The sequence below is a fragment of the Sphingomonas sp. YR710 genome (assembly GCF_900101455.1).
In the GTDB taxonomy this organism is placed as follows: domain Bacteria; phylum Pseudomonadota; class Alphaproteobacteria; order Sphingomonadales; family Sphingomonadaceae; genus Rhizorhabdus.
In genome coordinates, this window is the sequence record NZ_FMZJ01000014.1 from 16,359 (window position 1) to 41,307 (window position 24,949).

The following is a 24,949-nucleotide window of genomic DNA, read 5'->3' on the forward strand; positions in this document are numbered from 1 at the left end:
CTACCGTCCGTCTATATCGGCCGTACCGGGCCAGTCTCGCTTTTTGCGCACAACCGTCTTGGCGATCGAGAAGATCGGGTTTGAAGGGGTGCGGAAAGCCGCCGCTTGGGCTACAGCGTCATCCATGTCAATACGCCGCCTGCCAGAGCATCTGGTGAATCGTATCGCCGCAGGCGAAGTGGTCGAAAGGCCCGCCAGCGCGTTGAAAGAACTTGTGGAAAATGCGATCGATGCGGGCGCCACCCGGATCGCCGTTTTGCTGGGCGAAGGCGGGCTCAGCGCGATCGAAGTGATCGACGACGGCTGCGGCATGGCCCCGGACGAAATCACGCTGGCGCTTGAGCGGCACGCCACGTCGAAACTGCCCGACGACGCGATCGAGGACGTAACGACATTGGGTTTTCGTGGCGAGGCCCTGCCGTCGATCGCCAGTGTCGCCGACGTCACGATCGAGAGCCGGGTGCGCGGCGCCGATGGCTGGTCCCGCCGGATCGATCATGGCGTGCTGGCGGGGGAGGGGCCGGCCGCCTTGCCGCCGGGCACGCGCATCCGGGTTGCCAACCTGTTCGCCAAGGTCCCCGCGCGCCGCAAATTCCTGCGCTCGGCCCGCTCCGAGTTCGCCGCCTGCATTGATGTCGTCAAAAGGCTGGCGATGGCGCGGCCCGATATTGGTTTCTCGGTCCAGCATGATGGTCGGCGGGCGCTCTCGGTTTCGCCAGGTGAAGCGCAGATCGATCGGGTGGCGGCGCTCACCGACCGCGATCTCGCCGATAACAGCGTCGCGGTCGATTATCGGCGCGAGGGTGTCACCTTGGCCGGAGTGGCCGGGCTGCCCACCTTCAACCGTGGCATTTCGGATCACCAGTTTCTGTTCGTCAACGGCCGGCCGGTCAAGGACCGGCTGCTGATCGGCGCGGTGCGCGCGGCCTATCAGGACATGCTCGCACGCGACCGCCACCCGGTGGTGGCCTTGTTCGTCGAATTGCCCGGCGATCAGGTCGACGTGAACGTCCATCCGGCCAAGACCGAAGTGCGATTCCGCGATCCCGGGCTGATCCGCGGGATGATCGTCGGCGGGTTACGGGCCGCGCTCGACGCGGCGGGGCATCGCAGTGCGCAGCGTCCCTCGGCGGGTGCGCTCGGCAACTGGCAGCCGGGCGCTTTGCCGTCCCTATCGCGCCCCGCGTCCGGCGGCGGCAATTTCTCTTATCCCACCCCGTCGGGCAGCGCGCAGGGCAGCGTCTGGGATCATGCTCCCGGTTTCGCGCCGCAACCGATGGGGCGATCCGAGTCCGGCGGGCACATGCAACCACCGCCCGAGCACAAGGCCTTTCCGATGGGGGTCGCGCGCGGCCAGGTCGCGGCGACCTATATCGTGGCGGAGGCCGAGGATGGCCTCGTGATCGTCGATCAGCATGCCGCGCACGAACGCCTGGTGCTCGAACGCATGCGCAAGGCTATGGCCGATGGCGGCATCTCGCGGCAGGCGTTGTTGTTGCCCGAGGTCGTCGAACTCGATGAGGTCGCGTGCGACCGGCTCGATGCGCGGATCGACGAACTGGCCGAAATGGGGCTCGAACTCGAACGGTTCGGTCCGAAGGCGATGCTGGTGCGGGCGGTGCCCGCCCTGCTCGGCCAGAGCGATGTGAAGGGGCTGATCGTCGATCTCGCCGATGAGCTGGCGGCCTATGATTCGGCGCTGTCGCTGAAGGAACGGCTCGATCATGTCGCGGCGACGATGGCGTGCCACGGATCGGTGCGGGCAGGCCGCCTACTCTCGATCGCCGAGATGAACGCCCTGCTGCGCGAAATGGAAGTTACCCCGCATTCGGGCCAGTGCAACCATGGCCGGCCGACCTGGATCAAGCTCGGCCATGGCGATATCGAGAAATTGTTCGGTAGAAAGTGAACCGCTCGCCGCGGCAGGACTTCATTCTGCCCGTGCTGTGTTGTCCCGCGCGCATGAGCCGGCCAGAATCGTGCACACGACCAATTGGATCTGATGGTAGAGCAGAAGCGGCAGCATGATCATCCCGAGCCCGGGATGCCCCGCAAACATGATCTTGGCGGTCGGCGCGCCGCTCGCCAGGCTTTTCTTCGACCCGCAGAACATTGCCGTGATCCGCTCCTCACGGCTGAAGCCGAGCGCCTTCGCGCAAAGGCTGGTGAGCAGGAGCATGATGAATAGCATCAGCGATGCCAGCAGCGCCACGACCAGCAACTGGCCGATGCTGAAGCGATGCCATACCCCCGATGCCGTGGAATCGCAGAAGGACGCATAGACGATCAGGATGATCATGAAGCGATCCACCCGATTCACGGCCTTCTTGCGCGTGCCGAGGAAGGGCAGGGTGAGCGGGCGGCAGATCTGCCCGAGCGCGAACGGGATCGCCAGCGTGGCCAATATGCCGAGGATCGTATCGAGCAGCGGCGGCATGGCGTGCCCGCCTGCCCCGACCCAAAGCATGATGACGGGCGTCGCGATCATGCCGATCAGACCCGATATCGATGCGTTGAACACAGCGCTGGGAACGTCGCCCGCGGCCAGCGCCGTCATCGCGACCGAGGATGTGATCGTCGACGCCATAGCGCACAGGAAAAAGAAGCCGAGGCGAAGCTCTTCGGTGACCATGCCGGACAGAAGCCGATAGGCGATCCCGCCGATAATCGGGAAGACGACGAACGTCATCGCCTGCACAAACAGATGCAACTGCCATTTGGCGGCGCCCGATCGCATCGCTGCCGGCGACAGCATCGAGCCTTGCAGGAAGAAGACGAGACCTATCCCATATTTGGTGACCGAGGCGAGGTGCAATATGCCGCCCGGGGCGCCTGGCGCGGGCCAGGCCAAAGCGAGCAGAACCGCGGCCAGCATGGCCAGCAGGAATCCATCGATTTTCATGATATTATCCTTGTCGGATCGCACGGCCCCTGATTGCGGGGGTGCGTCAGGCCGAACGATCTCACGCCGCAAGCTGCGGCGCCCGGTCACTCGATCGAAAGGTGCGTGGAAACCACTTTCCAGCCATCGACAAACCGCACCCAGGTCAGGCTCAGTCGGCCGCGCTCGCCGCTGTCGCGGGTGAATTCGGCGTCGACCGTCGCGAAGTGCCGGCCATAGCTGGCGATCACCGATCGATCGATCCGCCGCTGCGTCGGCGAACCGCCCTGGGCGCGGCGCGCGCGGCGATACGCGGCGATCGCCTCATAGCCGTACAGCACGCCATCGACGCCGAACCGCACGGTAAAGGGCGATTCGTGGAAAAGTGAGTCGAGCGTCGCGACATCCTCCTCGCCCAGCGCGATCTCATAGGAGCGGAAGGCGGCGGTGACCTCGGCCAGAGTTTCGGGTTCGTTGAGGATCATGTTGCGCAACGCCTTCGTGCTGTCCGGGTCGTCATTTCGATGCTCCGCTCTGTCCATCGATCACCTTCCGCAACACCATAGAGTTGCCGCGCGCGTTGATAAGCCGATGCGACCCGCGAACAGTTTCAAGCCAATCTGTCAAATCACCGCCCCTATACGGGCCGGCTCCGGAATATCCGGTGCTTCGATCAGTTGGGGCTTCTGCTTGAGGAATTCGACGAAGGTTCGCACCTTCGCCGAAACCAGTTGGCGATGCGGAAACAGCGCGACCAGCGACACCGATTCAGGCCGATTGTTCGGCAACACCTCGATCAATGCGCCCGATCGCAGATGATCGGCGACTTCCCACCAGGGTTTCAGCGCGATACCATGGCCGCTCAGCGCCCATTCGGTGAGCACGTCGCCGTCGTCGGCATCGAGGTTGCCGGTGACGTTCAGCGCGACCGGCCGGCCATCGTCATGCAAGGTCCATCGTGCCTGCTGACTCCCCGGGAAGCGAAGCAAAAGGCAGTTATGCGCGGAGAGTTCGGCCGGAGCCACGGGTGTGCCGTGTCTGGCGAGGTAGGACGGCGCCGCGCACAGCACCCGGGGACAATCGGCGAGCCGGCGGGCGATGAAGCTGCTGTCGGTGGGGTTCGCCATCCGCACCGCAACGTCAATCGCCTCTGCCAGCAGATCGATAAGATGATCGGAAAGACGCAAGCGGATCTGCACGCGCGGATAGAGTTCGTTATATTCGGCAACCAGCGGCGCGAGCACCCGGCGCCCGAAACCCAGCGGCGCCGTAATCCGGAGTGCGCCGGAGGGTGTTCCGCCCACCGAAGCGATGCTGCTTTCGGCCCGTTCGACTGCGCTCAACACATCCAGCGCATGTTCGTAGAAGATATAGCCTTCCTCGGTAGGCTGCAGGTTGCGCGTGGTGCGGTTGAGCAATCGCGCACCAATCCGGGTTTCGAGCTGCTGGATGCGATGGCTGGCGGCGGCAGGGGAAAGGCGCAGGCTGCGGGCCGCTGCGGAGATGTTCCGAAGCTCGACAACGCGCACGAACACAGTGAGTTCGGTCAACATGGCTGGTCCCCGGCCGTAAACGCCTTCGCCCAGCACCCTCTTCCTACGATTTTGTGAGATAATGCCGATCAGGCGAGGCTCGTGCAAGTGCGACGTTCGTGCAGTCCAGCCCGATATATCAGCTTTTGGGGACTAAGGGTGTAGGTCCCCCATCGCCTTGGCCTTCAAACAGATTCGTAAACTGGACCATTGGCGAGTGCGACCGCCAGACGGTCCGCCAGCGGCGGCAGAAAATTGCCGTTGAACAGTTCGGCGGCAGCGACGACGCGGGGCAGGGGCACCGTCTCGGCCATCAGTGTCGCGGAACGGGCAAGCCGGTCAGTGTCGACGGCGCCGAAACCGATCGTGGCAGTTTCGTCATGGCAGCATTCTTCGTCGATCGTACCGCGCCAGCGATCGCGTTCGATTGCCCGATCGAGTGACGGATTGCGTGCGAGCACCGCATCGATCGCCGCGGAGGGGTCGTTGATCGCATCGATCAGGCTGCGGTTGACCACTTGCAGGAACCGCTTGAGCGCATCTGCCTTGTCGGTGATCGCGCTGCGTGAGGCCATGATGACGCTGCCGTAAAGATCGGGCGCGATATCGGGAAACGGCAGGAACCGCAGCCGCGCAGCCAGCGCCGGATCGGCCTGGCGCAGCACGGCACGCTGGCTGCTCACATAGCCGAATACGCCGTCGCAGCCGCCCTTCATCATCGTCACCAGCATTTCGGCCATCGTGTCATCCGAGATGGCGGTCGAAACCCTCGCGAGATCGATTCCCGCCTTGCTCGCATAAGCCGGAAAGGTCCGCATCGCGACGTCGGAGAGATGGCCGATGATGTGGTGGCCGTGCAGATCGGCCGGCGTATGGATCGGGCTTTCGGACGGAACGGCGATTGCGGACGGGCTGCGATGATGCATCATGTAGATCCCGACCGGGGCGACATTCTGCCCTTCGGCCGCAAATCGGATCAACGAACACATGTCGCCAAAGGTCAGGTCATAGTCGCCCTCAACGAGCATCCGCGGCGCGCGGAACGCACCGTTGCCGGCGGTGAACGCCATATCGAGCCCGGCTTCGGCGAAATATCCACGCTCTTCGGCCAGTGCGAACCAGGCATTCGCCCCAGAATAATAGCTGTTCATCAACATCGTCAGACGGGTCATGTCAGTGGCCTTTGGAACGGGGATTGAGGGTTTGCGAGAGGCGGTTCCCCAGCAGGTTCACCGCGATCACGGTCAGGAAGATCGCCAGCCCGGGGAAGATCATCAGTCCGGGCGCGTAGCGCATATAGGCCTGGCCATCGGCGAGCATCGCGCCCCACTCGGGGGTTGGCGGCTGCGCACCGAGGCCGAGGAAGCTCAAGGTCGATGTGGCAAGGATCGCCTCGCCGAGGTTCAGCGTCGCAACGACAATCAGGGTTGGCGCGACATTGGGGAGCAAATGGCGTAAGGTGATCGACAAGGGCCCGGCGCCGATCGCGCGCGCCGCATCGATGAATAGGGTCCGCCGCAGCATTATCGTCGCGCTGCGGATGATGCGGGCATAATGCGGCGCCTGTGCCAGCGCCACCGCGATCGCGACGTTGACAAGGCCGACGCCGAGTACTGACACGATCATGATAGCCACGACGAGTGCCGGGAGGCCCAGCAGCACGTCGATGGCCCGCGAGCCCCACGCATCGACCCGCCCGCCCGAATAACCGAGCACCATGCCGATCAGGCTGCCCAGCGACATCGACAGCGCGAGGGTCATCATGCCGATCGCGATCGAATAGCGCCCGCCCGCGATCACCCGCGAGAAGATGTCGCGGCCGTAGAGATCGGTGCCGAACCAGCAGTTTGCCGACGGTGATGACAAAGACGGCGCGATGCCGATCGCGTTCCAGTCATAGGGTGCGGCCCACGGCGCGAGCGCGGCCGCGGCGAAGATAATCGCCAGCATCGCGCCGCCGATCGTCGCGCCGGGATGCGCGAGGAAGGTCTTGCGCCGGCTCATCGTGCGTCATCCACGCGCAGGCGCGGATCGATCAGATGGCAGAGCAGATCGACGAGCAGGTTGAGCAGGATATAGGCGCCAGTCGTATAGACCACGACCGCCTGGACGACCGGCAGATCCTTCGCCAGCACCGACTGGATCAGCAAGGTACCGATGCCGGGTCGCGCGAAGATGTTCTCGGTCACCATCGCGCCGCCGATCATCGTCGCCAATTGCATGCCGAGCAAGGTGACCGGCGGGATCATCGCATTGGGCAATATGTGGCGGATCAGGATGCGCGCGGGATGAAGGCCCTTGGCGCGCGCGGTGCGGATATAGTCCTGCGCCGAAGTCTCGATCAGCGAGGATCGGATCAGCCGCGCAAACCCGCCGACCACGAACAGGCCGGCACTGATCGACGGCAGGATCAATGCACCGATCCCATGGCTCAGGATCGGCGCCCAGTGCAGCACGATCCCGAACAGCCAGATCAGCAGCATGCCGCTCCAGAAGTTGGGCAGCGATGCGCCTGCCAGCACGAGGGTCGAGCAAAGGAAATCGGTGACCCCGCCGGGCCTGAGGCCCGCGAGCAAGCCGAACATCAGGCCGAACGTCACGCCGACGACCAGCCCGCCGGCGGCGAGTTCGAGCGTCGGTGGGATATTGGCGGCGAGCATGTCGGCTACCGGCTGCCGCGTGCGATAGGAGGTTCCGAGATCGCCCTTCGCGACGTCGCCGAGAAAGGCAACGAAGCGCACAGGCGCCGGGCGATCGAGCCCGAGCTGCTGGCGCATCGTCTCGCGCACCTGCGGAGAGGCCGGCGAGCCGCCGAGCATCAAATTGACCGGATCGCCCGGGATGATCTGGAACAAGGCGAACACCAGCGCCCATGTCACGAGCAGGGTGGGGATGGCCCGCAGTATCGCGAGGGAGAGGTAGCGGATCATAAGAAACTCCCCAACCCCTCCCCGAGCTTGCTCGGGGAGGGGGACCGCCGAAGGCGGTGGAGGGGTAATCCCGAACTCGCACCCTTGCGGCTTCTGCTTGCCCGAAGGGCCCGCCGACCCCTCCACCATCCTTCGGATGGTCCCCCTCCCCGAGCAAGCTCGGGGAGGAATTGGTTGCGCCCGTTCATAAACTCGCTCCTGCCAGGCGCACTTGCCAATTGCCGCTGGCATAGCGCAGCCCGCTCACCCTCTCAGGATGGACGATCGTCTGCACCTGCTCATGAATCGGCAGGAACACTGCCGCATCCATGATCCGGCGTTGCGCATCGGCATAAAGCGCGGAGCGGCGCTCCTGCGTCGTCGCCTCCGCCGCTGCCCCGAGCATGGCATCGAGCGCGGGGTCATGGATCCGCGCCCAATTGAATGAGTAGCGCCCCGGCACCGGGATATTGCGCGACAGGAACGGGATTTCGAGCACGCTCGCATCATTATGATCCCAGCGCTGCGACAGCAGATCATAGCCGTTGCCGAACATCAGTTCGTCCTGCTTCTGGCGCGTCACCTGTTCGATGCGGATGTCGAAGCCGGCGCGGCGCGCCTGCGCCTGGATCGCGACGCCGAGTTCGGGCTCGATGAAGATCGGCAGATACAGCGCGAGCGGCATGCCACCACGTTGCCTTATGCCGCCGGGGCCCGTTCGCCAGCCAGCGCGATCGAGTAGGGCGGCTGCGCCCGCCGGATCATAGGGATAATAGCCCTTCACGCCGGCCCAATATTCGGGGATCGATGAGGCCAAGGGTCCCCAGGCGGGATCGGCGAGGCCGAAGAACAGGTTGCGCGACAGCCAGGGCCTGTCGATCGCCATCATGAAGGCGCGCCGCACATCGCGATCGGCAAAGGGGCCGCGCGAGCTGTTCAGGCTGAAGCCGAACGGCAGACCCTGCGCCACGCCGACCATTGCCTTATAGCCGCCGCCTGTGACCAGACTGCGCGTATCGAGCGGTGGCGTCTGCGCGCAGATATCGATCTCGCCCGCATCAAGGGCCGCGACCCGCGTGAAGGCGTTGGGAATGAAGCGGTGGACCACCCGCTCGATCCGTGCCGGCCCGGTCGGGAGAAACGCCGGCCCCCATCGATAATCGGGATTGCGCGCCAGCACGACCTGATCGCCCTTCGTCCACGAGACGAAACGGAAGGGGCCGGTCCCGACCGGTGCCTGCGCGAAACCCCGATTGCCGAGCCGCCGCACCGCCGCCGGGCAGACGATCGATGCCTTTATATCCGCCAGCGCGTGGAGCACGCGCGGAAAGGCCTCGCGATAGCGCAGTCGTATCGCATGTCGGCCGAGGATATCGGCCCCTTCATAGGGCCCGATCACGTCGATCGCGCCCATCGATCCGGTCTTCGGATCGACGATCGTATCGAAGGTGAATTTCACCGCTCCGGCATCGAACGGCGTGCCATCATGAAAATGCACATCGTCGCGCAACTCAAGCGCGATCGAACGGAAATCGTCTGCAACTTTCCATGATCGCGCGAGGCCGGGATGCAGGCTGTTGTCGCAATCGGCGACGACGAGCTGGTCGAAGATCTGGAGGATGACCTGTTCTTCGTTACGCGACAGCGTCACACGCGGATCATAGCCATCGTCATTGCTGGCCGGGCTGCCAAAGGTCAGCGTGTCACTATCCGGGCGGCGCGCAACAGGCCCGGCGCACGCTGCCGTCAATGCTGCAGCCGCGCCGGCCAGCATATTGCGGCGCGAGAGGAATGCAGGGAAAGGCTGGCTGTGCGACGACATGGTGCCTACCATAACGATAATTGAGCGGCCGCGCCTGCGCGACATTTCGCAAGCAGTTTCAACGAACGTGATGAAGCGATGCGGCATGGCATGGGACAAGTGGCCGAAAAGACCGAACGCGAAAATTTCGATATATTTTTCGGCTATTTACATGAGTATGCTGTCGGGCATACGGACGTACAACACCTATGGAAAGGTGCAATTCTGTTCGATAAATGTGCATTGTGCCGCCCGCAAAATGGGCATATGCACAAATTTCATGCAATTGTTTATTGTGTGTATGATAATCTGTTGTACGATTTGGCGATAAAGGCCGTTCCGCTTCGTACGAAGTCTTTCAAATATTATCGCATAGTCTGCGCCCCTAAACTGCTCTTATTGAATTGCAACGCATCGGCATGAGCCGGACGTCGCAACCATAGGGGGAATATATGGCCGCCCGTTTCACCACCTTGCTTCTTGCTGCAACCGCGTTGGTTCCGATCCAGATGGCGCACGCCGCTGCAGCCGATGCCACGCCCGACCAGGCGGCACCTGCCGACAACGGCGCCACTGGTAATGACATTCTCGTTACCGCCACCCGCCGATCGGACAAGCTCCAGTCAGTGCCGCTCGCCGTCACCGCGATCTCATCGGAAGCCTTTACGAAGCTCAATCTCAAGGGCCCGGGCGATCTCACCCAGCTTTCGCCGAGCGTCCAGCTCAGCATCGTCGGCGGCAACGGTGTCTATCTCCGCGGCGCCGGTATCAACAGCCAGAACAGCGGCACCGAACAATCGGTCGGCATGGTCGTCGACGGCGTCGTGATCGGCTTCGTTGACGATATCAGCGGCGATCTCAGCGATCTCGATCATATCGAGGTGTTGCGCGGACCGCAGGGCACCCAGTTCGGCAAGAACGCGTCCGCGGGTCTGGTGTCGATCAGCACCGCCAGGCCGGTGCTCGGCCAGTTCGGCGTCAAGGGCCATGTTTCCTATGGCGAACATGGCGACACGATCGCCTCGGCCGTGCTCAACGCGCCCCTCGGCGATACTGCGGCGCTCCGCGTCGTCGGTTCCTACCTTAACCGCGACGGCGTCTATCCGAACATCATCCGTCACGAGAAGGAAGGCTCGCGAGATCAGCGCGGCGTTCGCGCACGCCTGCTGTGGGAGCCGACCGACACGCTCTCGGTGCTGCTCAACGGCGATTATCGCTATGAACATGCCTCGCCCAATTTCATCCAGGCCTATCGCAACATCGGCATCGGCTTCGTCCGCAACGGCGTGACCTACGCACCCGGCGGCCTCGGCGTGATCGCTGCCGGCGTTACCCCGTCGGCCACCAATGTCGACATCGCCGAAAGCGCCGATTCCTACCGCAACACCAAGAGCGGCGGCACCTCGCTCGAGCTCAATTATGCGATGGGCAACTACACGCTGACGTCGCTGAGCGCGTTCCGGATGATCGATCGCCATTATGCGACCCCGATCGGATCGAGCCCGACACCCGGTACCTATTCCTACAACGATTATAGCGGCCATCAGATCTCGCAGGAATTGCGGATCACGTCGCCGTCGGATGTGCCGCTCCAGTTCGTCGGCGGCCTCTATTATTATGACCGGCTCAACCATAGCGGCCTGCTGTCGATCGGTGGCCTCTACGGCTTTGCCGCGGCGACCTATGGCCCCGGCGTACAGGTTGCCCAAAATGGTGGGCGTATCCTCACCACCAACAAGAATGAGAGCTATGCCGCCTTCCTCGACGGCACCTATCACGTTACCGAGCAGTTCCGGCTGATCGGCGGCGTCCGCCTGACCCACGATATCGTGACTGCGGATTCGACAACGGCCCTGCTGGCCGGCGTGCCGACCTTCCCAGGCACCAGCATCAAGCCGGCCTCATCGGCGGGCTTCAAGAAGACCGCGCCGACCTACCGCGCTGGCGTGCAATATGTCTATTCGCCCGACCTGATGGCCTATGGCACTTTCTCGCACGGTTATAAGGGCCCGGCGGCCGACACCACCAATGCGGTGATCACACACATCCTGCCCGAAACGGTGAATTCGATCGAATTCGGCGTGAAATCGAGCTTCCTGCAGCACCGGCTGTTCCTGAACCTCACATTGTTCAGCGAGAAGTTCAAAAATTTCCAGACGACCGTGCTGAACACCAACATCAATCCGGTCGCGCAGGTGCTCGGCAATGCCGGCGGCGAACGCACCCGCGGTGTCGAGTTCGAGATGACCGCGAAGCCGATCCCCGATCTTACTTTCTCGTCGGCCTTCACCTATCTCGACGCGAAATATACCGACTTCAAGGCGCCCTGTTACCAGAAATTCGCGCCGATCCCGCAACCGACGACCACCGACCCCAATGCGGTCGGCGCCTGTTACGCGGTGCCCGGTACCAATGCGAGCTTCGTCCAGGCGGCGGGCTTCCGGCTGAACAATTCGAGCAAGTTCACCTATCAGATGAACGCGAACTACTCGCATGAAGTGGTGCCGGGCATCGTCGCCGACGCGACCGCCAATTATGTCCACCGCAGTTCGTTCCGCACGGTCGGTTACGACCCCAACACAAAAGTGAAGGGCTATGGCATCGCCAACGTCAATATCGGTATCGGCAATCCCGATCAGGGCTGGCGGATCGGCGTGTTCGCGCGCAACCTCTTCGACAAATTTTATGTGTCGGCCGTGCAGGCCAACGGCAATGATCCGGGCGGATATACGAGCATCCTCAACGTCGAGGCGCGGCGGACAGTGGGCGTCACGTTTGACTGGAAATATGGGGTGAAGTGAAGCGCTACGACCGTCATTCCCAAAGCCCTCTCCCGCTTGCGGGAGAGGGTTGGGTGAGGGTCTACTTACTTCTTCTTCGTCGCTTCGAACACGGAGTTTGGAAAGAAGAACAAGAAGAAGACCCTCATCCAAACCTTCTCTCGCAAGCGGGAGAAGGCTTCAGGTACGAGATGACGGTGGGTGACGACACGGAGGACGATCATGGACCCGAAACGCCTGCTCGATGTCCGGAACCTCTCTGTCGCTTTCGGCGGCACGCAGGCGATTGGCGACATCTCCTTCCATGTCGACAGTGGCGAGACCGTTGCGATCGTCGGCGAGTCCGGATCGGGCAAGTCGGTCACGTCGCTCTCGATCCTGCGCCTGCTCGGCCAGGATGCGACCATCCTGAACGGCGCGATCGACTTTCGTCGCAAGGATGGCAGCATCGTCGATCTGGCGAAACTCCCCGAACCGGCGTTGCGCGACATCCGCGGCGCCGAGATCTCGATGATCTTCCAGGAACCGATGACCTCGCTCAATCCGGTCGTTTCGATCGGCGAGCAGATTGCCGAAACGATCGCGCGCCACCGCAGCGCGTCAATGACCGAGGCGCGCGAACAGGCCCGGCTGATGCTCGAACTCGTGCGCATCGCCGATGCCCGCGCTGCGCTCGGCCGCCATCCGCACGAACTGTCGGGCGGCATGCGGCAGCGGGTGATGATTGCGATGGCGTTGTGCTGCCGTCCCAGCCTGCTGATCGCCGACGAGCCAACAACCGCGCTCGATGTGACGATCCAGGCACAGATCCTGTCGATCATCAGGACACTCCAGCAACAGCTGGAAATGGCCGTCCTGTTCATCAGTCACGACATGGGCGTCGTCGCTGAAATGGCCGATCGCGTGGTGGTGATGCAGCGCGGCGCACTGATCGAAACCGGGGACGTGAAACAGATCTATACCGCCCCTGCGGCGCCTTATACGCGGATGCTGATCGACGCGGCGCCGCGGCTCGGGGCGATGGCGGGCAGGGATTACCCCGAGCCCTTTTCGTCTTCTCTCGCGTCGGTCCCGCCCGAAAAGGGCCCCGGCGACCCGCCGGTGCTGAGCGTTCGCGGTCTCACAACCCGCTTCGTCGCGCGCCGCGACGTGATCGGGCGGGTGCGTAGCCGGGTCCATGCGGTCGAGCAGGTCAGCTTCGACATCGAACCCGGCGAGACATTGTCGCTGGTCGGCGAAAGCGGCTGCGGCAAATCGACGATCGGCCGATCGATCCTGCAACTCGCGGCTCCGCAAGCCGGCCGGATCCTGTTCGAGGGCGTCGACGTCGCCGGCGCGCCACGGCATCTGCGCCGGCAGGTCAATCGCGGCATCCAATATGTGTTCCAGGATCCGTTCGCCTCGCTCGATCCGCGCATGACGATCGGCGCGTCGATCGCCGAACCGATCCACGTGCACAAGCTCGCGCGCGGCGCGGCAGTTCGCGAACGGGTGGCGCAATTGCTGGTTGATGTCGGCCTGGCCACCGATCATGCCGCGCGCTACCCCCACGAATTCTCGGGCGGCCAGCGCCAGCGCATCTGCATCGCCCGCGCGCTCGCCGCCGAACCGCGGCTGATCATCGCTGACGAGTCGGTGGCCGCGCTCGACGTGTCGGTACAGGCGCAGATCGTCGACCTGATGATCGATCTCCAGCGCCGGCTCGGCCTTGCCTATCTGTTCATCAGCCATGACATGGCGATCGTCGAGCGGATCAGCCACAGGGTTGCGGTGATGTATCTCGGCCAGATCGTCGAGATTGGCAGCCGTCGGGACATCTTCGAGCGGGCGCAGCATCCTTATACGAGGCGACTGCTGGCTGCGGCGCCGACCGGCGATCCGACAGCACGATCGCAGCCCGCGACGCTGATCAATGGCGAAATTCCGAGCCCCGTTCGGCGTGTCGGGGACGAGCCACGGGTCTTCGCTTATGATGAAGCAGGGCCGGGCCATCTCGTGGCCACCGACCATGACAAAGACCGCTCTTTCGTCAAAGCGCTTTAGGGTCTGAATCTGGATGATGGCCTAACGCGACGGCGCCCAACCGTAGATCTTCTCTGCGGCACCGCCCATCAACACGGCGCGGTCGCTATCTGACAGGCGCGTCGTCGTGCGGAATGCATCGACGGCCTGTTCGTAGGTCGCCGAGGTCACGCGCGTCCAGTCGGTTCCCCACATGCACCGTTCGATTCCGTAGGCGTCGATGATCCGCAGCAGCGGATCCCAGATGTCGCTAAACGGAAACGGCTTTGCTGACAGCGTGCAGGCGCCACTGAGCTTGATGCGAACATTCTCATATTGCGCGAGAGCCAGTACCTTCGGCAGGTCGGTCCAGGGGTCGACGGATTCCGGGCGCCCGTTCTGAGGCAGGCCGACATGGTCGATGACCATGCAGGTATCGGGATGGCGCGCGGCAAGGCCATTCGCCACGTCAAGGCATCCTGTAGCAAAGACGTTGACCGGAAGGGCGTGCCTGGCGCTGGCTGCAAGCGCCCCGGCAAGCCCGGGATCGAGGGGATCCTTGTTTTTCGCGAACGCGAGCATGATCCGGACGCCCACTGCTCCCGGTGTCGAAGCCCAGTCGGTGATCGCCTCGCCGACGGCCGGATCGGTAACCCTGATGGGTTTGACTAGCGCGAAGCGGTCGGGATGTTGGGCATGAACCTGCTGCGCATAGCTCGTGTCGTACTTATAGGTCGTGAACGTCGAAACGATGATCGCGCCGTCAATCCCCAGCGCATCCATCGCCGCAATCTGTTCGTCGCCGGTGGCATGCTCGGCCCCGTCGATCTTGTGAGCCCATGGGCGCTCAGGACCATCAGCCTCATAGACATGGACTTGGCAATCTATAATGGCCATCTTCCCTCTCCTGTTGTCCAAGCCGGGTACAATGCCCACTGACTTCGAGGTGCCCGCACTTAAGCAGATGACATAGCGTAGCGCGCATGCAAGCCCGGCATGAGGGTAGGGGAATCGAAAAGTAGGAACTTCGGGCTGCCTCAAGCAACTGTCTGTGCGACCACTCGCTATACGTCACGGGTGCAGCGGCTACTCCGTGCCGGCGAACATTTTCGAAGAACTCAGTGCACTGGCCGATCGGATCGCCAAACGCGTCAGCGCCAACTGAAAGACGCTGAGGCCCCCCCCCCCCCCAAATTTTCTATATTCCCTAAACTCGCCAACTTTTAGCGAGCGCAACTCCTGGTTCCAGGGGTGGAACCAAAATTCCGTATAATATAATTTGAATACAGTGCCTTATTTTTAATCGGGGTGAATGCCGGGGGAGCCGGCACTGGCGGAGAGAGTGGGATTCGAAAAGCAGCACTGAAAGCCCTGAAAATCGTCGATTCCTCAACGATCATTTGTTCCAGTGCCCCCGTCAATGCCCCCAAAAATTGTGAGATTGCATGAACCATTTTGCGAATAAAGTTCCGTCAGGATATATCGATGTTGATCGGAGCAGTGTCACACTCCGTGAAGAAAAGGCAAATTTTATCGTCGCCGCTCGAAGAGGATTCGCAATTTATATTATCAGATGATTACAGGAGTTAGAAGCGATAGATACTTATTGGCGATAATGTTACCCGCCACTCTTTCTGTTGATGGCGCAAAATCCAGCTTCCACCAACAACCGATCGCAACTGAAGACTATACAATTTGCCGTCGCGCCAGATCATGTCAATTTCCGCGCCGCCCCGCAGGCGAACGCCGGTTATGCTGCCGTTCGGCCATGCGGCTGGCAGGGCGGGAAGAAGGTCAACCAGTTCGCCGCGGTTAAGCACCAGCATCTCGGTGATGCCGGCGGTTCCGCCGAAATTGCCATCGATCTGAAACGACGGGTGCGAGTCGAACATGTTGGGATAGGTCCGCTCAGGGCCAAGTAGCCGGCCGAGGATGGTATGCGCATGCTCCCCGTCGCGCAGGCGCGCCCACAGGTTGAGCCGCCAGGCGAGGCAAGCCGTGCGAGGGAATCGGGGCGGTCCGACGAGCTGAGTCGCGATTTGTCAATTCAGAGCTGATCGCGCGCGCTCAGTCGGCCCGTCGGCGAAACGAGTCGGCGTGTGCGGCAGCCGGTTGGTCGCGATAAGTTAACACTCTGTAAATGTTGGACTTGCTTCGAAAACCTTGAGCCAGTTAACGCCATTTCGCGAGACGGCGGGGGCCAACCTTCTCCACGAATTTATTGATCCTGCGGGTGGCCGAACAGGCTTGTCCGAGCGAAGACGTATTACGATCGGCCACTAATTGCTCAGTAGCATCCGCTTATCAAGATTCAGGCAGTCAGTGGTCGCTTGGCTTTTGAACAAATTCGAACAGATGTCGGAGGATGTAATATGACTCATACCGGAATGTATGTTTTGCAGGGGGTCGTGCCGTCGGAGATTGCCGCAGCGCCTTTCGATGTGAAGGTCGTCGATATCTACGATGATAATGGAACGCTTTTTAACCCGACGCAGGTCGCCCAGATGGGCGGCGGACCGGGAAATGGTTTGTTGTTGGGGTATTTCAGCATCGGCGAAGCGGAGACATATCGGGATTATTTCAGCACCATTCCCAAGTCGATCATCGGCCCGGAAAACCCGCAATGGCAAGGTGATTATCAGGTTGCTTATTGGACGCAGGAGTGGCGAGACGTGGCCACCGCGTACCTCGCTAAGGTGATTGCCGCAGGATATGACGGTATATATTTCGACGTTGTCGATGAATATCAACAGTCATGGGCCAAGAATAATGCTCCGGGAGGAGCCGCCGGCGCCGAACAAGCCATGGCTGACCTGGTCGCCTACTTGGCGGACTATGCTCATGCGAAGAATCCGACATTCAAGATATGGGCCAACAATGCTGAAGAGTTGCTCAGCAACAAAACCTATTTTGATCACATCGATGGAATGTTCAAGGAAGATCTCTATTATACCGACAGCGGATCCAAGCAGCCGCTTTCCGAAACGCAGGCGAGCCTTGATCTTCTGAAGCCGATGCTCGCCGCTGGCAAGGACGTCATCGCAATCGAGTATGTTTCCGATGCGGCCAAGGTTGCCGACGTCGAAGCGCAAGCGGCGCACGACGGGCTTGGCTATTACACGGCCGATATCAATCTGGACGGCGTCAGCTATACCGGGGTTCTGCCCGGTCAAACCATTCACGATGACTGGGGTACGACGACCACGACAACCACCACAACGACCACGACCACTACTCCGCCGCCGCCCGTTGACCTTGTCCTGACCGGTGACAGTTACGATAACACGCTCACAGGCCAGGCCGGTAACGACACGCTTTACGGCAAAAGCGGCAATGATATTCTCAACGGCAATGATGGTAATGACTGGCTCGATGGCGGCAAGGGCAACGATCAACTCACCGGCGGAAGCGGTGCCGATACCTTCGTCTTTCGCGCTAGCGGCAAGTATAATGTCGATAACATCCATGATTTTCAGCCGGGGACCGATGTCATAGCATTGGACCATTCGTTTTTTTCGAACGCCGGTGCGATCGGTACGCTGTCCGATGCTGCCTATTGGGAAGGCACTCGGGCGCATGATTCGAGTGACCATATCATCTACAATCCGGCCACCGGGATCATTTATTATGATCCTGACGGCACGGGTCGCGCAGGGCAGGTACAGGTAGCGACCGTGGCGATAGGAACGGATCTGAGTCACACGGACTTCCACATTATTTAGGTCGTTCGTGTTTTTACGCCGACCCAGGCCATCATATGACGATCGGGTATTTTCCATTGAACATTGGCGACGTCAGCCATGGCGGGTCGGACGGACGTCGTCGTGGAAACGATAGGTGAACCTTAAGCTCCATCCCGGCCCGATGCGCGCCGCGCTGCTTCTCTGCCGCCGCCATTTCCTTGGGGCGGCAGGGTTCAGCGCGCTCGTCAACCTGCTCTACATCGCGCCGACGCTCTACATGCTGCAGGTCTATGATCGGGTGGTGCCGACCCAGGGCCATCTGACCTTGCTGTTCCTGACGCTGGCGCTGCTGTTCGCGCTGGGCACGCAGGCGCTGCTCGATCGGGTGCGCAGCCGCCTGCTGGTGCGCGCCAGCGTCGCCGTGGATGTCGCGCTGGCACCAGCCATTCTCGAAGCGACGCTCGGGCGGCCCGAACTCGCGGTGTCGCGCCAGGCGCTTCGCGAGTTCGACGCGATGCGCCAGAGCCTGACCGGGCCGGGCGTGCTTGCGCTGTTCGATGCACCCTGGGGCCCGATCTACGTCCTTGCCTGCTTCCTGATCCACCCGCTGCTGGGATGCGTCGCGATCATCGGCTGCACCATCCTGCCGGTCATCGCCTGGCGGAACGAGAAGGCGACCCATTCGCGGCTCGATCGCTCACAGGCTGCGGCCGTCGCCGCTTATGCCGGCCAGGAGGGATTTCTGCAGGCGGCGGAGGCCGTGCGCGCGCTTGGAATGCGCCGCGCGGTCGTCGCGCGCCAGCTGCGTCAGCGGCAGGGCATGATGGCAACGATCGTCGACGTCAGCTTCACGGCGGGCGCCTATCTGGCCGCCACACGCTTTGCTCGGCTCGCACTCCAGTCGCTGGCGCTCGGGGTGGGCGCGCTGCTGGCGATCGACCACAAGATCAGCGGCGGCGCGATCTTCGCGGCGTCCTTCCTGATCGCGCGCGCGTTGGCCCCGATCGAGCAGCTGATCGGAAGCTGGAAATCGATCGTACAGGCCCGCAACAGCTATGAAGCGCTCGATGGACTGCTCGGCCGTGGCGATCTCGTCCCCGATCATACGTCGCTCCCCGCGCCGAAGGGCATGCTGCTCCTCGATCAGCTCACCATATTCAACGAAGCCCGCGACGGCGCCGTGATCGGGGGCATCGGCTTCACCGTGCGGGCCGGGGAGGCGGTGGCGATCGTCGGGCCGAGCGGCGCCGGCAAATCGACCCTGGTGCGCGCGATCGCGGGGGCGATTCTTCCCGATCGCGGGACGATCCGCATCGATGGCGCCGATCAGCGCGACTGGGATCCCGAACGGCTTGCATGCCATATCGGCTACCTCCCGCAGGATCCTTCGCTGCTCGCGGGCACGGTGAAGGAAAATATCTGCCGCCTGGCGACCGAGCTGGGCGAAGATTCGGCCGCGATAGATGCCGCCGTGGTTGCCGCCGCACAAAAGGTCGGCGCGCATGAGCTGATCCTGCAGCTTGCGAACGGCTATGAACACCGCCTCCAGCCCGGTGGCCGCGGGCTGTCGGCAGGGCAGGCGCAGCGGATCGCGCTCGCCCGCGCCGTCTATGGGGATCCCGCGCTCTATGTCCTCGACGAGCCCAATGCCCATCTCGACAGCGAGGGCGACGCGCAGTTGATCGCTGTGCTCGCCCGACTGAAGGCGGAGGGCAAGACGATCCTGATCGTGTCGCACAAGCTCGGCATCCTGCCGATCGTCGATCGGATCATGGTGCTACGCGGCGGGCGGATCGAGGTGTTCGGGCCGCGCGACGAGATTTTGCCGCATATCGTGCCACAAAATGTCCGGCCGGTGATGGCGCCGGTCGCGCAAGGCGGACGGGCAAGGCCATGAGCGTGACGCCGCTTCCCGTTCCCGGTTCACGCGCTCGCGCGCATGGCGCCGCGCCGGCGGCGTACAGCATCTATGCGCCCGATGCCGCTGACCGGCTCGCGGCGGCCGCCGAACCGACACGCGAGATCGGGGGTGGGCTGATCATCGCCGGGCTGTTCTTCGTCCTCTTCCTTGGCTGGGCAGCTTTTGCGCGGCTCGATGCGGCGGCTTATGCGCAGGGCACGCTCGTCGTCTCGGGGCAGCGCCAGTCCGTCCAGCATCGTGATGGCGGGGTGGTGGGCGCGATTCTTGTCCACGAAGGACAGCGCGTGCTGCGGGGCCAGCTGCTGATCAGCCTCGCAGCGGCCGAGGCCCGTGCGCAGGAACGTGGCTATGCGTCGCAGGTAATCGGGCTGCTCACGCAGAGGGCCCGGCTCCAGGCCGAACAATCGGGGCAGGCGCAGGTCGCCGCACCCGTGGAATTTGCCGAACTGCGCCCGGAAGATCGCGCCGAAGCGGGGCTTTCACTCAAGCTCCAGCAGAGTGAGCTCGATGCGCGCGCCGCGGTGCTGGCCGCGCAGCGCGCCGCGCTCGGTCAACGCGCGGCCCAGTCGGGCGAGAAGGGGCGGGGCTATAGTCGCCAGGTTGCATCGACCAACGAACAGCTCCGCCTCCTCGACCAGCAGATCGACGCGCTCAAGCCGGTTGCTGCCAAGGGATTCGTCTCGCAAACCCGGATGCGCGAGCTTGAACGCATGCGGGCGCAACTGGACGGCGAGAGCGGTCAGTACAGCGCCAGCGTCGCCGAGAGCCGCGATGCCGCGCGCGAAAGCCGGATCCAGATGCTGCAGGCGGAACAAAGCTATCGCGAGCGCACTGCCGCCGATCTGCGCGATGTCGAGGCCCGGCTTGGCGACTTGCTGCCGCGCCTGAGCGCCGCGCGCGATCAGCTCGCACGTACCGAGATACGCTCACCCGCAACGGGCGCCGTCGTGGGCCTGACGGTCTTCACCCCCGGTGGCGTGATCGCGCCAGGCCAGAAGCTGATGGACGTCGTTCCCGAGCGCACGCCGTTGCTGATTCAGGCGCGGATCTCGCCGGACGATGCGGACGATCTCGCGGTCGGCGAGCGCACCCTCGTCAAGTTCGTTGGCCTGCACGAACGCTCGCTGCCCGAACTCGAAGGGAGGCTTACCCGGCTCTCGGCCGACAGCTTCACCGACGAGCACAGCGGGCAGAGCTATTTCACCGCGGAGGTCACCGTTCCCGTCGATCAGCTACGTCTTATCAGCGACGTTCGCGGCGAGGGTTTTGCCCTGCGTGCCGGGCTCCCCGCTCAGATATTGATCCCGCTGCGCAAGCGGACGGCGCTCGACTATCTGCTCGAGCCGCTGGTGGGGGCCTTCTGGACATCGTTTCGCGAACATTGATCGTTTTCGCTCGGTCCCCGGGGCCAGACCCTAGGCATTCCCCGCTATGGATGGGGCCATGTTGCGGATCGCCCCCTGCAGGAATATCACAGAGCATGTTCCATTCACTGATTGCAGCATGGGAAAGAAGGGGTAGCCGATACGCTCTCAGGCTGGAAGTCGGCGTTCCGCTGCTATCGCTGATCTGGCTGGCCGTGGCGATATGGCTGTGCGCCGCCAGAAATTGGGCGACGCTGGCGCAGTCGAGCCTAGTTAGTCTGGCCTGGATCATCCTGGCAATTTCGGCGCCGGTCATCGTGCTGCGATGGATGCTGAACCATTTCAACAGCGACGTGCCGGTTTCCCAACCCAGATTCAGGCTGGCGCGTGCCGGGCGCTGGCGCAGCGTTGATTATTTTTCATGCCGCCAGTCTGCTGAATTCGGCCCTGGCGGCTTCATGGCGATGTTGCTGATCGGGCTGCTCCTCAATGTGGCGATCCGCACAATCGAATTTTTTGCGGCGATGCCGCTGCCGACGGCGTCAGCACCCAAGTGGCTCTACGCGTTATTCATGTTGATGTCGCTGGATCTCATGATCCTGTCGAGCTGCTACGCGGTTGCCTTCGCGCTTGCCCTGCGGCGGTTTCCGCTGTTTCCGAGGGTTCTGGCCGGTGCCTGGATGCTCGATATGCTCGCGCAGATCGTGATGAGCCGGACGATGCACCTCGTTGCCGGAGTACCGGCATCCGTGCAGATGCAATTCGATGCCTTGCTGCATGGGAATTTGCAGAAGGTTGCGATCAGCGTCGCGATCTGGCTGCCCTATCTGCTGCTGTCGCGGCGGGTGAACCTTACCTACAGGCAGCGCATCCGCGCCTGAATCCGCACCATCGCCGTAGGAGCCGCCGGCCCTGGCCGTGCGCCGTTCGGCCCAATCAAGGCCTGCATAAGATCTGAAACGGCGGAACGATGCGTGGCCGTACGCAACGCCGTCGCGTGGAATCCGTCTGTCATCGCGTAAGTATCATCACGGATAGATGATCACTTATAGGCGTCGCTGTTAACATCAATTATTATCACAATGTGATGCGGGAAATACGAAATTTCTGCGCCACTAATCAGTTAAAAATAATAATGTGAAAATAAAATGTTATTATTTTTCACGATGTTGAAAGGCGGTTTTGTTTCCATGCATTCATTGGTAAATTATGAAATGGAAAATAAGTCATTTTATTTACGTATGAACCGCAGGAAAATCACTTATTGAGACTTGTTATTTATATTGCTTTCTTAGCGCATCGCTTGCCAAATAGTTTCAACTAAATATTACTCGTATTTTATAATTGTCCAATTGGCTTGCGTAAATATGTTACCGTTTAGGAATTTTACCAAATAATATCGATGAAGGGCAATATCATGAAAAATATTATCAAAAGACTTATTGCTGATACCAGCGGAGCTTCGGCGGCTGAGTATGCATTGATCCTCGCAATTGTTGGATCGGCCATCGCATTGGCGGCTGTCAACCTGGGCGGAACGATCAGCAAAGCCATGAATGATGCATCAACCTGCATCTCCGCAAAAACGTGCTGATTTGATTTACGGCTTCCGGCCGTCATCCGGCCGGAAGCTGCCTTCTACCTGCATATAATTCAAGACGTCGGGGGAGAAACGGGCCATGTTGTACGGGCGCTCGCTCATCATCTTCGGAATCGCGGTTCTGCTCGGGCTGGCGGCTGTTCTGGTCGCCAACGCCTATCTGGGCGGTGTCGCGGATCGCGAGGCTAAGCATAGCGGGGGCATGGTGAAAGTCGCCGTCGCCCGCGTTCCGCTCGACTTCGGCGCGGCGGTGACACCTGAAAAGGTGCGCTATGTCGACTGGCCGAACTGGTCGGTTCCGGAAGGGACTTTCACATCCGACGCGCAACTGTTGCCGATGGGTAAGCAGCGCCTGGTGTTGCGGCCGATGGCTGTCAACGAACCGATCCTGAATTCGAAGCTTTCCGGCGAAGGTGGCCGGGCGACGATCGCGGCGATGCTGCGGCCGGACATGCGCGCCTTTGCGGTGCGCGTCAGCGAAGTCAGTGGTGTTGCCGGCTTCGTGCTGCCGGGCGATGTCGTCGATGTGCTGGTGACGCGCACGCTCACCGACTCAAACAGTCAGCAGATTACGGATGTCCTCCTGCAAAATGTGCGGGTGGTCGCGATCGATCAGGATGCGAATGACGGCAAATCCGATCCGCGGATCGGAAAGACCGCCACGCTCGAGGTCAGCCAGGCCGACGCCCAGAAACTCGCGCTTGCCCAACAGATCGGATCGCTGAGCCTCGCGCTCAAGAAACCGTCCGATCAGACCAGCGCAGCCGTCAGGACCGTCGGAACCCAGGATCTGCGCGATGGCGCGCACCTTTCCGGGCCGATGGTCGCCGCGAACAACAGCGCTCCGGCGCCGCGCATATGGCGTGCCGTCCGTCGGCCGTCACTGGCGCCGGTGCTGCGCACGATAACCGTCGAGATCGTCCGGGGGACGACAGGCAAAGATTATGAGGTGGGACATCATGTGGGGCTCTGAAAAACCCGTGCGGCTGACTCGTGCGATCCTGATCGGATCGGCGGCGATATTGGCCCAGGCACCCGCGGCGATAGTATCTGCCGCTCCAGCACCAGCTGCCGCGGCGTTCGAGGCCGGAAAGATCGAAGTACCGGTCAACAAGAGCCAGGTTGTCCAGGCGGGGCGCAATTTCAAACGGGCGCTGGTCGGCAATCCCGAGATCGCCGATGTGCTGCCACTGTCGAATGACTCGCTTTATGTGCTCGGCAAGAAGGCGGGAACGACGACGCTGACCCTGTATGACGCCGCAGGCGCGCTGATCCGGGTCTATGATGTCGCGGTCGGACCCGACGTGATCACGCTGCGGCGCCAGTTCACCGAACTGATGCCGAACGAGAAGATCGGCGCCCGGATCTCGAACGATGCGATCGTGCTGACGGGCGTGGTCTCGAGTGGGCCGATCGCGGACCGGGCGATGCAGGTGGCTGCCACCTATGCGCCGGAAAAGGTCGTCAACCTGATGTCGATCGGCGGATCGCAGCAGGTGATGCTCGAGGTGCGCTTCTCTGAAATGAGCCGGACGGTCGCCAAGCAGATCGGCGTGAACAATTCGTTCATTTCGAACAATCGCCGTTTTCAGGGCGGCACCGGCAATACTGCCCCGAGCACAACCTTGCTGACGAACAAGAATGGCACGCCAACGATCGACATTGGCGGTATTCTTGACACCTTCGGCATTGCTGCGGGGGCCTATAGTCTCGGCGGTCTCAATCTGTTTTCCGCGCTCGACTTGCTGGAACGCAAGGGCGTGGTCAAAACGCTCGCCGAACCCACGCTGATTGCGCTTTCGGGCGAGACGGCTTCGTTCCTTGCGGGCGGTGAATTCCCGATCCCTGTGATCCAGGGCAATAGCGGTGGCGGCGGCACGGCAGGCGGCACCGGTGGCGGCAACGGCATCACCATCGAGTTCAAGCCGTTCGGCGTGAGCCTGGCGTTCACGCCGACCGTGCTCGGCGACGGAATCATCAACCTGGTGGTTGCGCCGGAGGTCAGCCAGATCGACCCCTCGGCATCGGTCAACATCAATGGGCTGGTCGTGCCCGGACTCCAGACGCGCCGGGCCAGGACCGTGCTCGAGCTTCGTGATGGGCAATCCTTCGCGATCGCCGGGCTGTTGAGCAACAATTTCCAGGATACGGTGCGCCAGATCCCGGCGCTGGGATCGATCCCCATACTCGGTTCGCTGTTTCGGTCGACCGGTTTCCAGAAGCAGGAGACCGAACTCGTCATCATTGTGACGCCGCGGCTCGTAAAGCCGATGAACGCCGCCGACGTGCGGCTGCCCACCGATCGCGTCGGCAATCCGAACGAGCTCGAACTGTTCCTGATGGGCCGTACCGACAAGGCCGTCGGCACCAACCCGCTCGATCCCAACGCACCGCCACCGGAAAAGCCCGCGCTTGCGCCCGCCGACAAGGCGAAGAGCGGCGGTTTTTCGGGCCCCACCGGCTATGAAATGTAGGAG

Annotated in this window: 19 protein-coding genes; 10 read left to right on the forward strand and 9 right to left on the reverse strand. The window is 62.2% G+C overall.

The window, feature by feature from the left end:
- The first annotated feature begins 124 nt into the window (after positions 1-124).
- The gene (gene mutL, locus BLS13_RS15760; RefSeq protein WP_093453561.1) at positions 125-1,909 is read left to right on the forward strand and encodes a DNA mismatch repair endonuclease MutL; all 1,785 of its coding nucleotides are present in this window, start codon (positions 125-127) and stop codon (positions 1,907-1,909) included.
- 21 nt (positions 1,910-1,930) lie between these two features.
- On the opposite strand, the gene BLS13_RS15765 is transcribed toward mutL, so the two are convergent.
- The 7 genes from BLS13_RS15765 to BLS13_RS15795 all read right to left on the reverse strand — a co-directional run bounded on the left by BLS13_RS15765 (position 1,931) and on the right by BLS13_RS15795 (position 9,144).
- Positions 1,931-2,902 (reverse strand): bile acid:sodium symporter family protein, encoded by a 972-nt coding sequence (locus BLS13_RS15765; RefSeq protein ID WP_093453667.1) that lies wholly within the window; start codon positions 2,900-2,902, stop codon positions 1,931-1,933.
- A gap of 86 nt (positions 2,903-2,988) precedes the next feature.
- Positions 2,989-3,423, reverse strand: coding sequence for an AtzH-like domain-containing protein (locus tag BLS13_RS15770; protein WP_371128217.1), 435 nt, complete (start codon positions 3,421-3,423; stop codon positions 2,989-2,991).
- Between the two features lie 81 nt (positions 3,424-3,504).
- Positions 3,505-4,434 carry a LysR family transcriptional regulator gene (locus tag BLS13_RS15775; RefSeq protein WP_093453562.1) on the reverse strand — a complete coding sequence of 310 codons (930 nt, stop codon included), beginning with the start codon at positions 4,432-4,434 and terminating at the stop codon, positions 3,505-3,507.
- Between the two features lie 164 nt (positions 4,435-4,598).
- Positions 4,599-5,585 (reverse strand): ABC transporter substrate-binding protein, encoded by a 987-nt coding sequence (locus BLS13_RS15780; protein WP_093453564.1) that lies wholly within the window; start codon positions 5,583-5,585, stop codon positions 4,599-4,601.
- A 1-nt stretch (position 5,586) separates the two neighbouring features.
- Entirely contained in the window at positions 5,587-6,417 is an 831-nt protein-coding gene (locus tag BLS13_RS15785) for an ABC transporter permease (RefSeq protein WP_093453565.1), read from the reverse strand.
- Positions 6,414-7,343 (reverse strand): ABC transporter permease, encoded by a 930-nt coding sequence (locus tag BLS13_RS15790; RefSeq protein ID WP_176943625.1) that lies wholly within the window; start codon positions 7,341-7,343, stop codon positions 6,414-6,416. Before BLS13_RS15790 ends, BLS13_RS15785 begins: the two co-directional genes overlap by 4 nt.
- A 184-nt stretch (positions 7,344-7,527) precedes the next feature.
- Positions 7,528-9,144 carry an ABC transporter substrate-binding protein gene (locus tag BLS13_RS15795; protein ID WP_176943626.1) on the reverse strand — a complete coding sequence of 539 codons (1,617 nt, stop codon included), beginning with the start codon at positions 9,142-9,144 and terminating at the stop codon, positions 7,528-7,530.
- A 431-nt stretch (positions 9,145-9,575) separates the two neighbouring features.
- On the opposite strand from BLS13_RS15795, the gene BLS13_RS15805 reads away from it, so the two are divergent.
- Both BLS13_RS15805 and BLS13_RS15810 read left to right on the forward strand, forming a co-directional pair.
- Complete coding sequence (locus tag BLS13_RS15805; protein ID WP_093453571.1) at positions 9,576-11,924, forward strand: TonB-dependent receptor; 2,349 nt, start codon at positions 9,576-9,578, stop codon at positions 11,922-11,924.
- Positions 11,925-12,125: 201 nt separating this feature from the next.
- Positions 12,126-13,946 carry an ABC transporter ATP-binding protein gene (locus tag BLS13_RS15810; RefSeq protein ID WP_093453573.1) on the forward strand — a complete coding sequence of 607 codons (1,821 nt, stop codon included), beginning with the start codon at positions 12,126-12,128 and terminating at the stop codon, positions 13,944-13,946.
- A 21-nt stretch (positions 13,947-13,967) separates the two neighbouring features.
- Here the strand turns inward: BLS13_RS15810 and BLS13_RS15815 are convergent, their stop codons facing one another.
- Both BLS13_RS15815 and BLS13_RS15820 read right to left on the reverse strand, forming a co-directional pair.
- Positions 13,968-14,801 carry an amidohydrolase family protein gene (locus BLS13_RS15815; protein WP_093453574.1) on the reverse strand — a complete coding sequence of 278 codons (834 nt, stop codon included), beginning with the start codon at positions 14,799-14,801 and terminating at the stop codon, positions 13,968-13,970.
- A gap of 689 nt (positions 14,802-15,490) precedes the next feature.
- Complete coding sequence (locus BLS13_RS15820; RefSeq protein WP_371128219.1) at positions 15,491-15,943, reverse strand: glycosyl hydrolase family 95 catalytic domain-containing protein; 453 nt, start codon at positions 15,941-15,943, stop codon at positions 15,491-15,493.
- A 333-nt stretch (positions 15,944-16,276) separates the two neighbouring features.
- On the opposite strand from BLS13_RS15820, the gene BLS13_RS15825 reads away from it, so the two are divergent.
- From BLS13_RS15825 to BLS13_RS15855, 7 genes are all read left to right on the forward strand, one after another.
- Entirely contained in the window at positions 16,277-17,626 is a 1,350-nt protein-coding gene (locus tag BLS13_RS15825) for an endo alpha-1,4 polygalactosaminidase (RefSeq protein WP_093453577.1), read from the forward strand.
- A 115-nt stretch (positions 17,627-17,741) separates the two neighbouring features.
- Positions 17,742-19,484, forward strand: a complete 1,743-nt coding sequence (locus BLS13_RS15830) for a type I secretion system permease/ATPase (RefSeq protein WP_256325923.1) — start codon at positions 17,742-17,744, stop codon at positions 19,482-19,484.
- A gap of 2 nt (positions 19,485-19,486) precedes the next feature.
- Positions 19,487-20,893: an HlyD family type I secretion periplasmic adaptor subunit gene (locus BLS13_RS15835; RefSeq protein ID WP_256325924.1), complete on the forward strand. Its 1,407-nt coding sequence runs from the start codon at positions 19,487-19,489 to the stop codon at positions 20,891-20,893.
- 95 nt (positions 20,894-20,988) lie between these two features.
- Positions 20,989-21,753 (forward strand): DUF2569 family protein, encoded by a 765-nt coding sequence (locus BLS13_RS15840; RefSeq protein ID WP_176943627.1) that lies wholly within the window; start codon positions 20,989-20,991, stop codon positions 21,751-21,753.
- Positions 21,754-22,289: 536 nt separating this feature from the next.
- On the forward strand, positions 22,290-22,466 hold the full coding sequence (locus BLS13_RS15845) for a Flp family type IVb pilin (RefSeq protein WP_093453670.1): 177 nt from the start codon (positions 22,290-22,292) through the stop codon (positions 22,464-22,466).
- A gap of 85 nt (positions 22,467-22,551) precedes the next feature.
- Positions 22,552-23,445, forward strand: coding sequence for a Flp pilus assembly protein CpaB (gene cpaB / locus BLS13_RS15850; RefSeq protein WP_093453583.1), 894 nt, complete (start codon positions 22,552-22,554; stop codon positions 23,443-23,445).
- Entirely contained in the window at positions 23,432-24,946 is a 1,515-nt protein-coding gene (locus tag BLS13_RS15855) for a type II and III secretion system protein family protein (protein WP_093453585.1), read from the forward strand. Before cpaB ends, BLS13_RS15855 begins: the two co-directional genes overlap by 14 nt.
- The last annotated feature ends 3 nt before the right edge of the window (positions 24,947-24,949 follow it).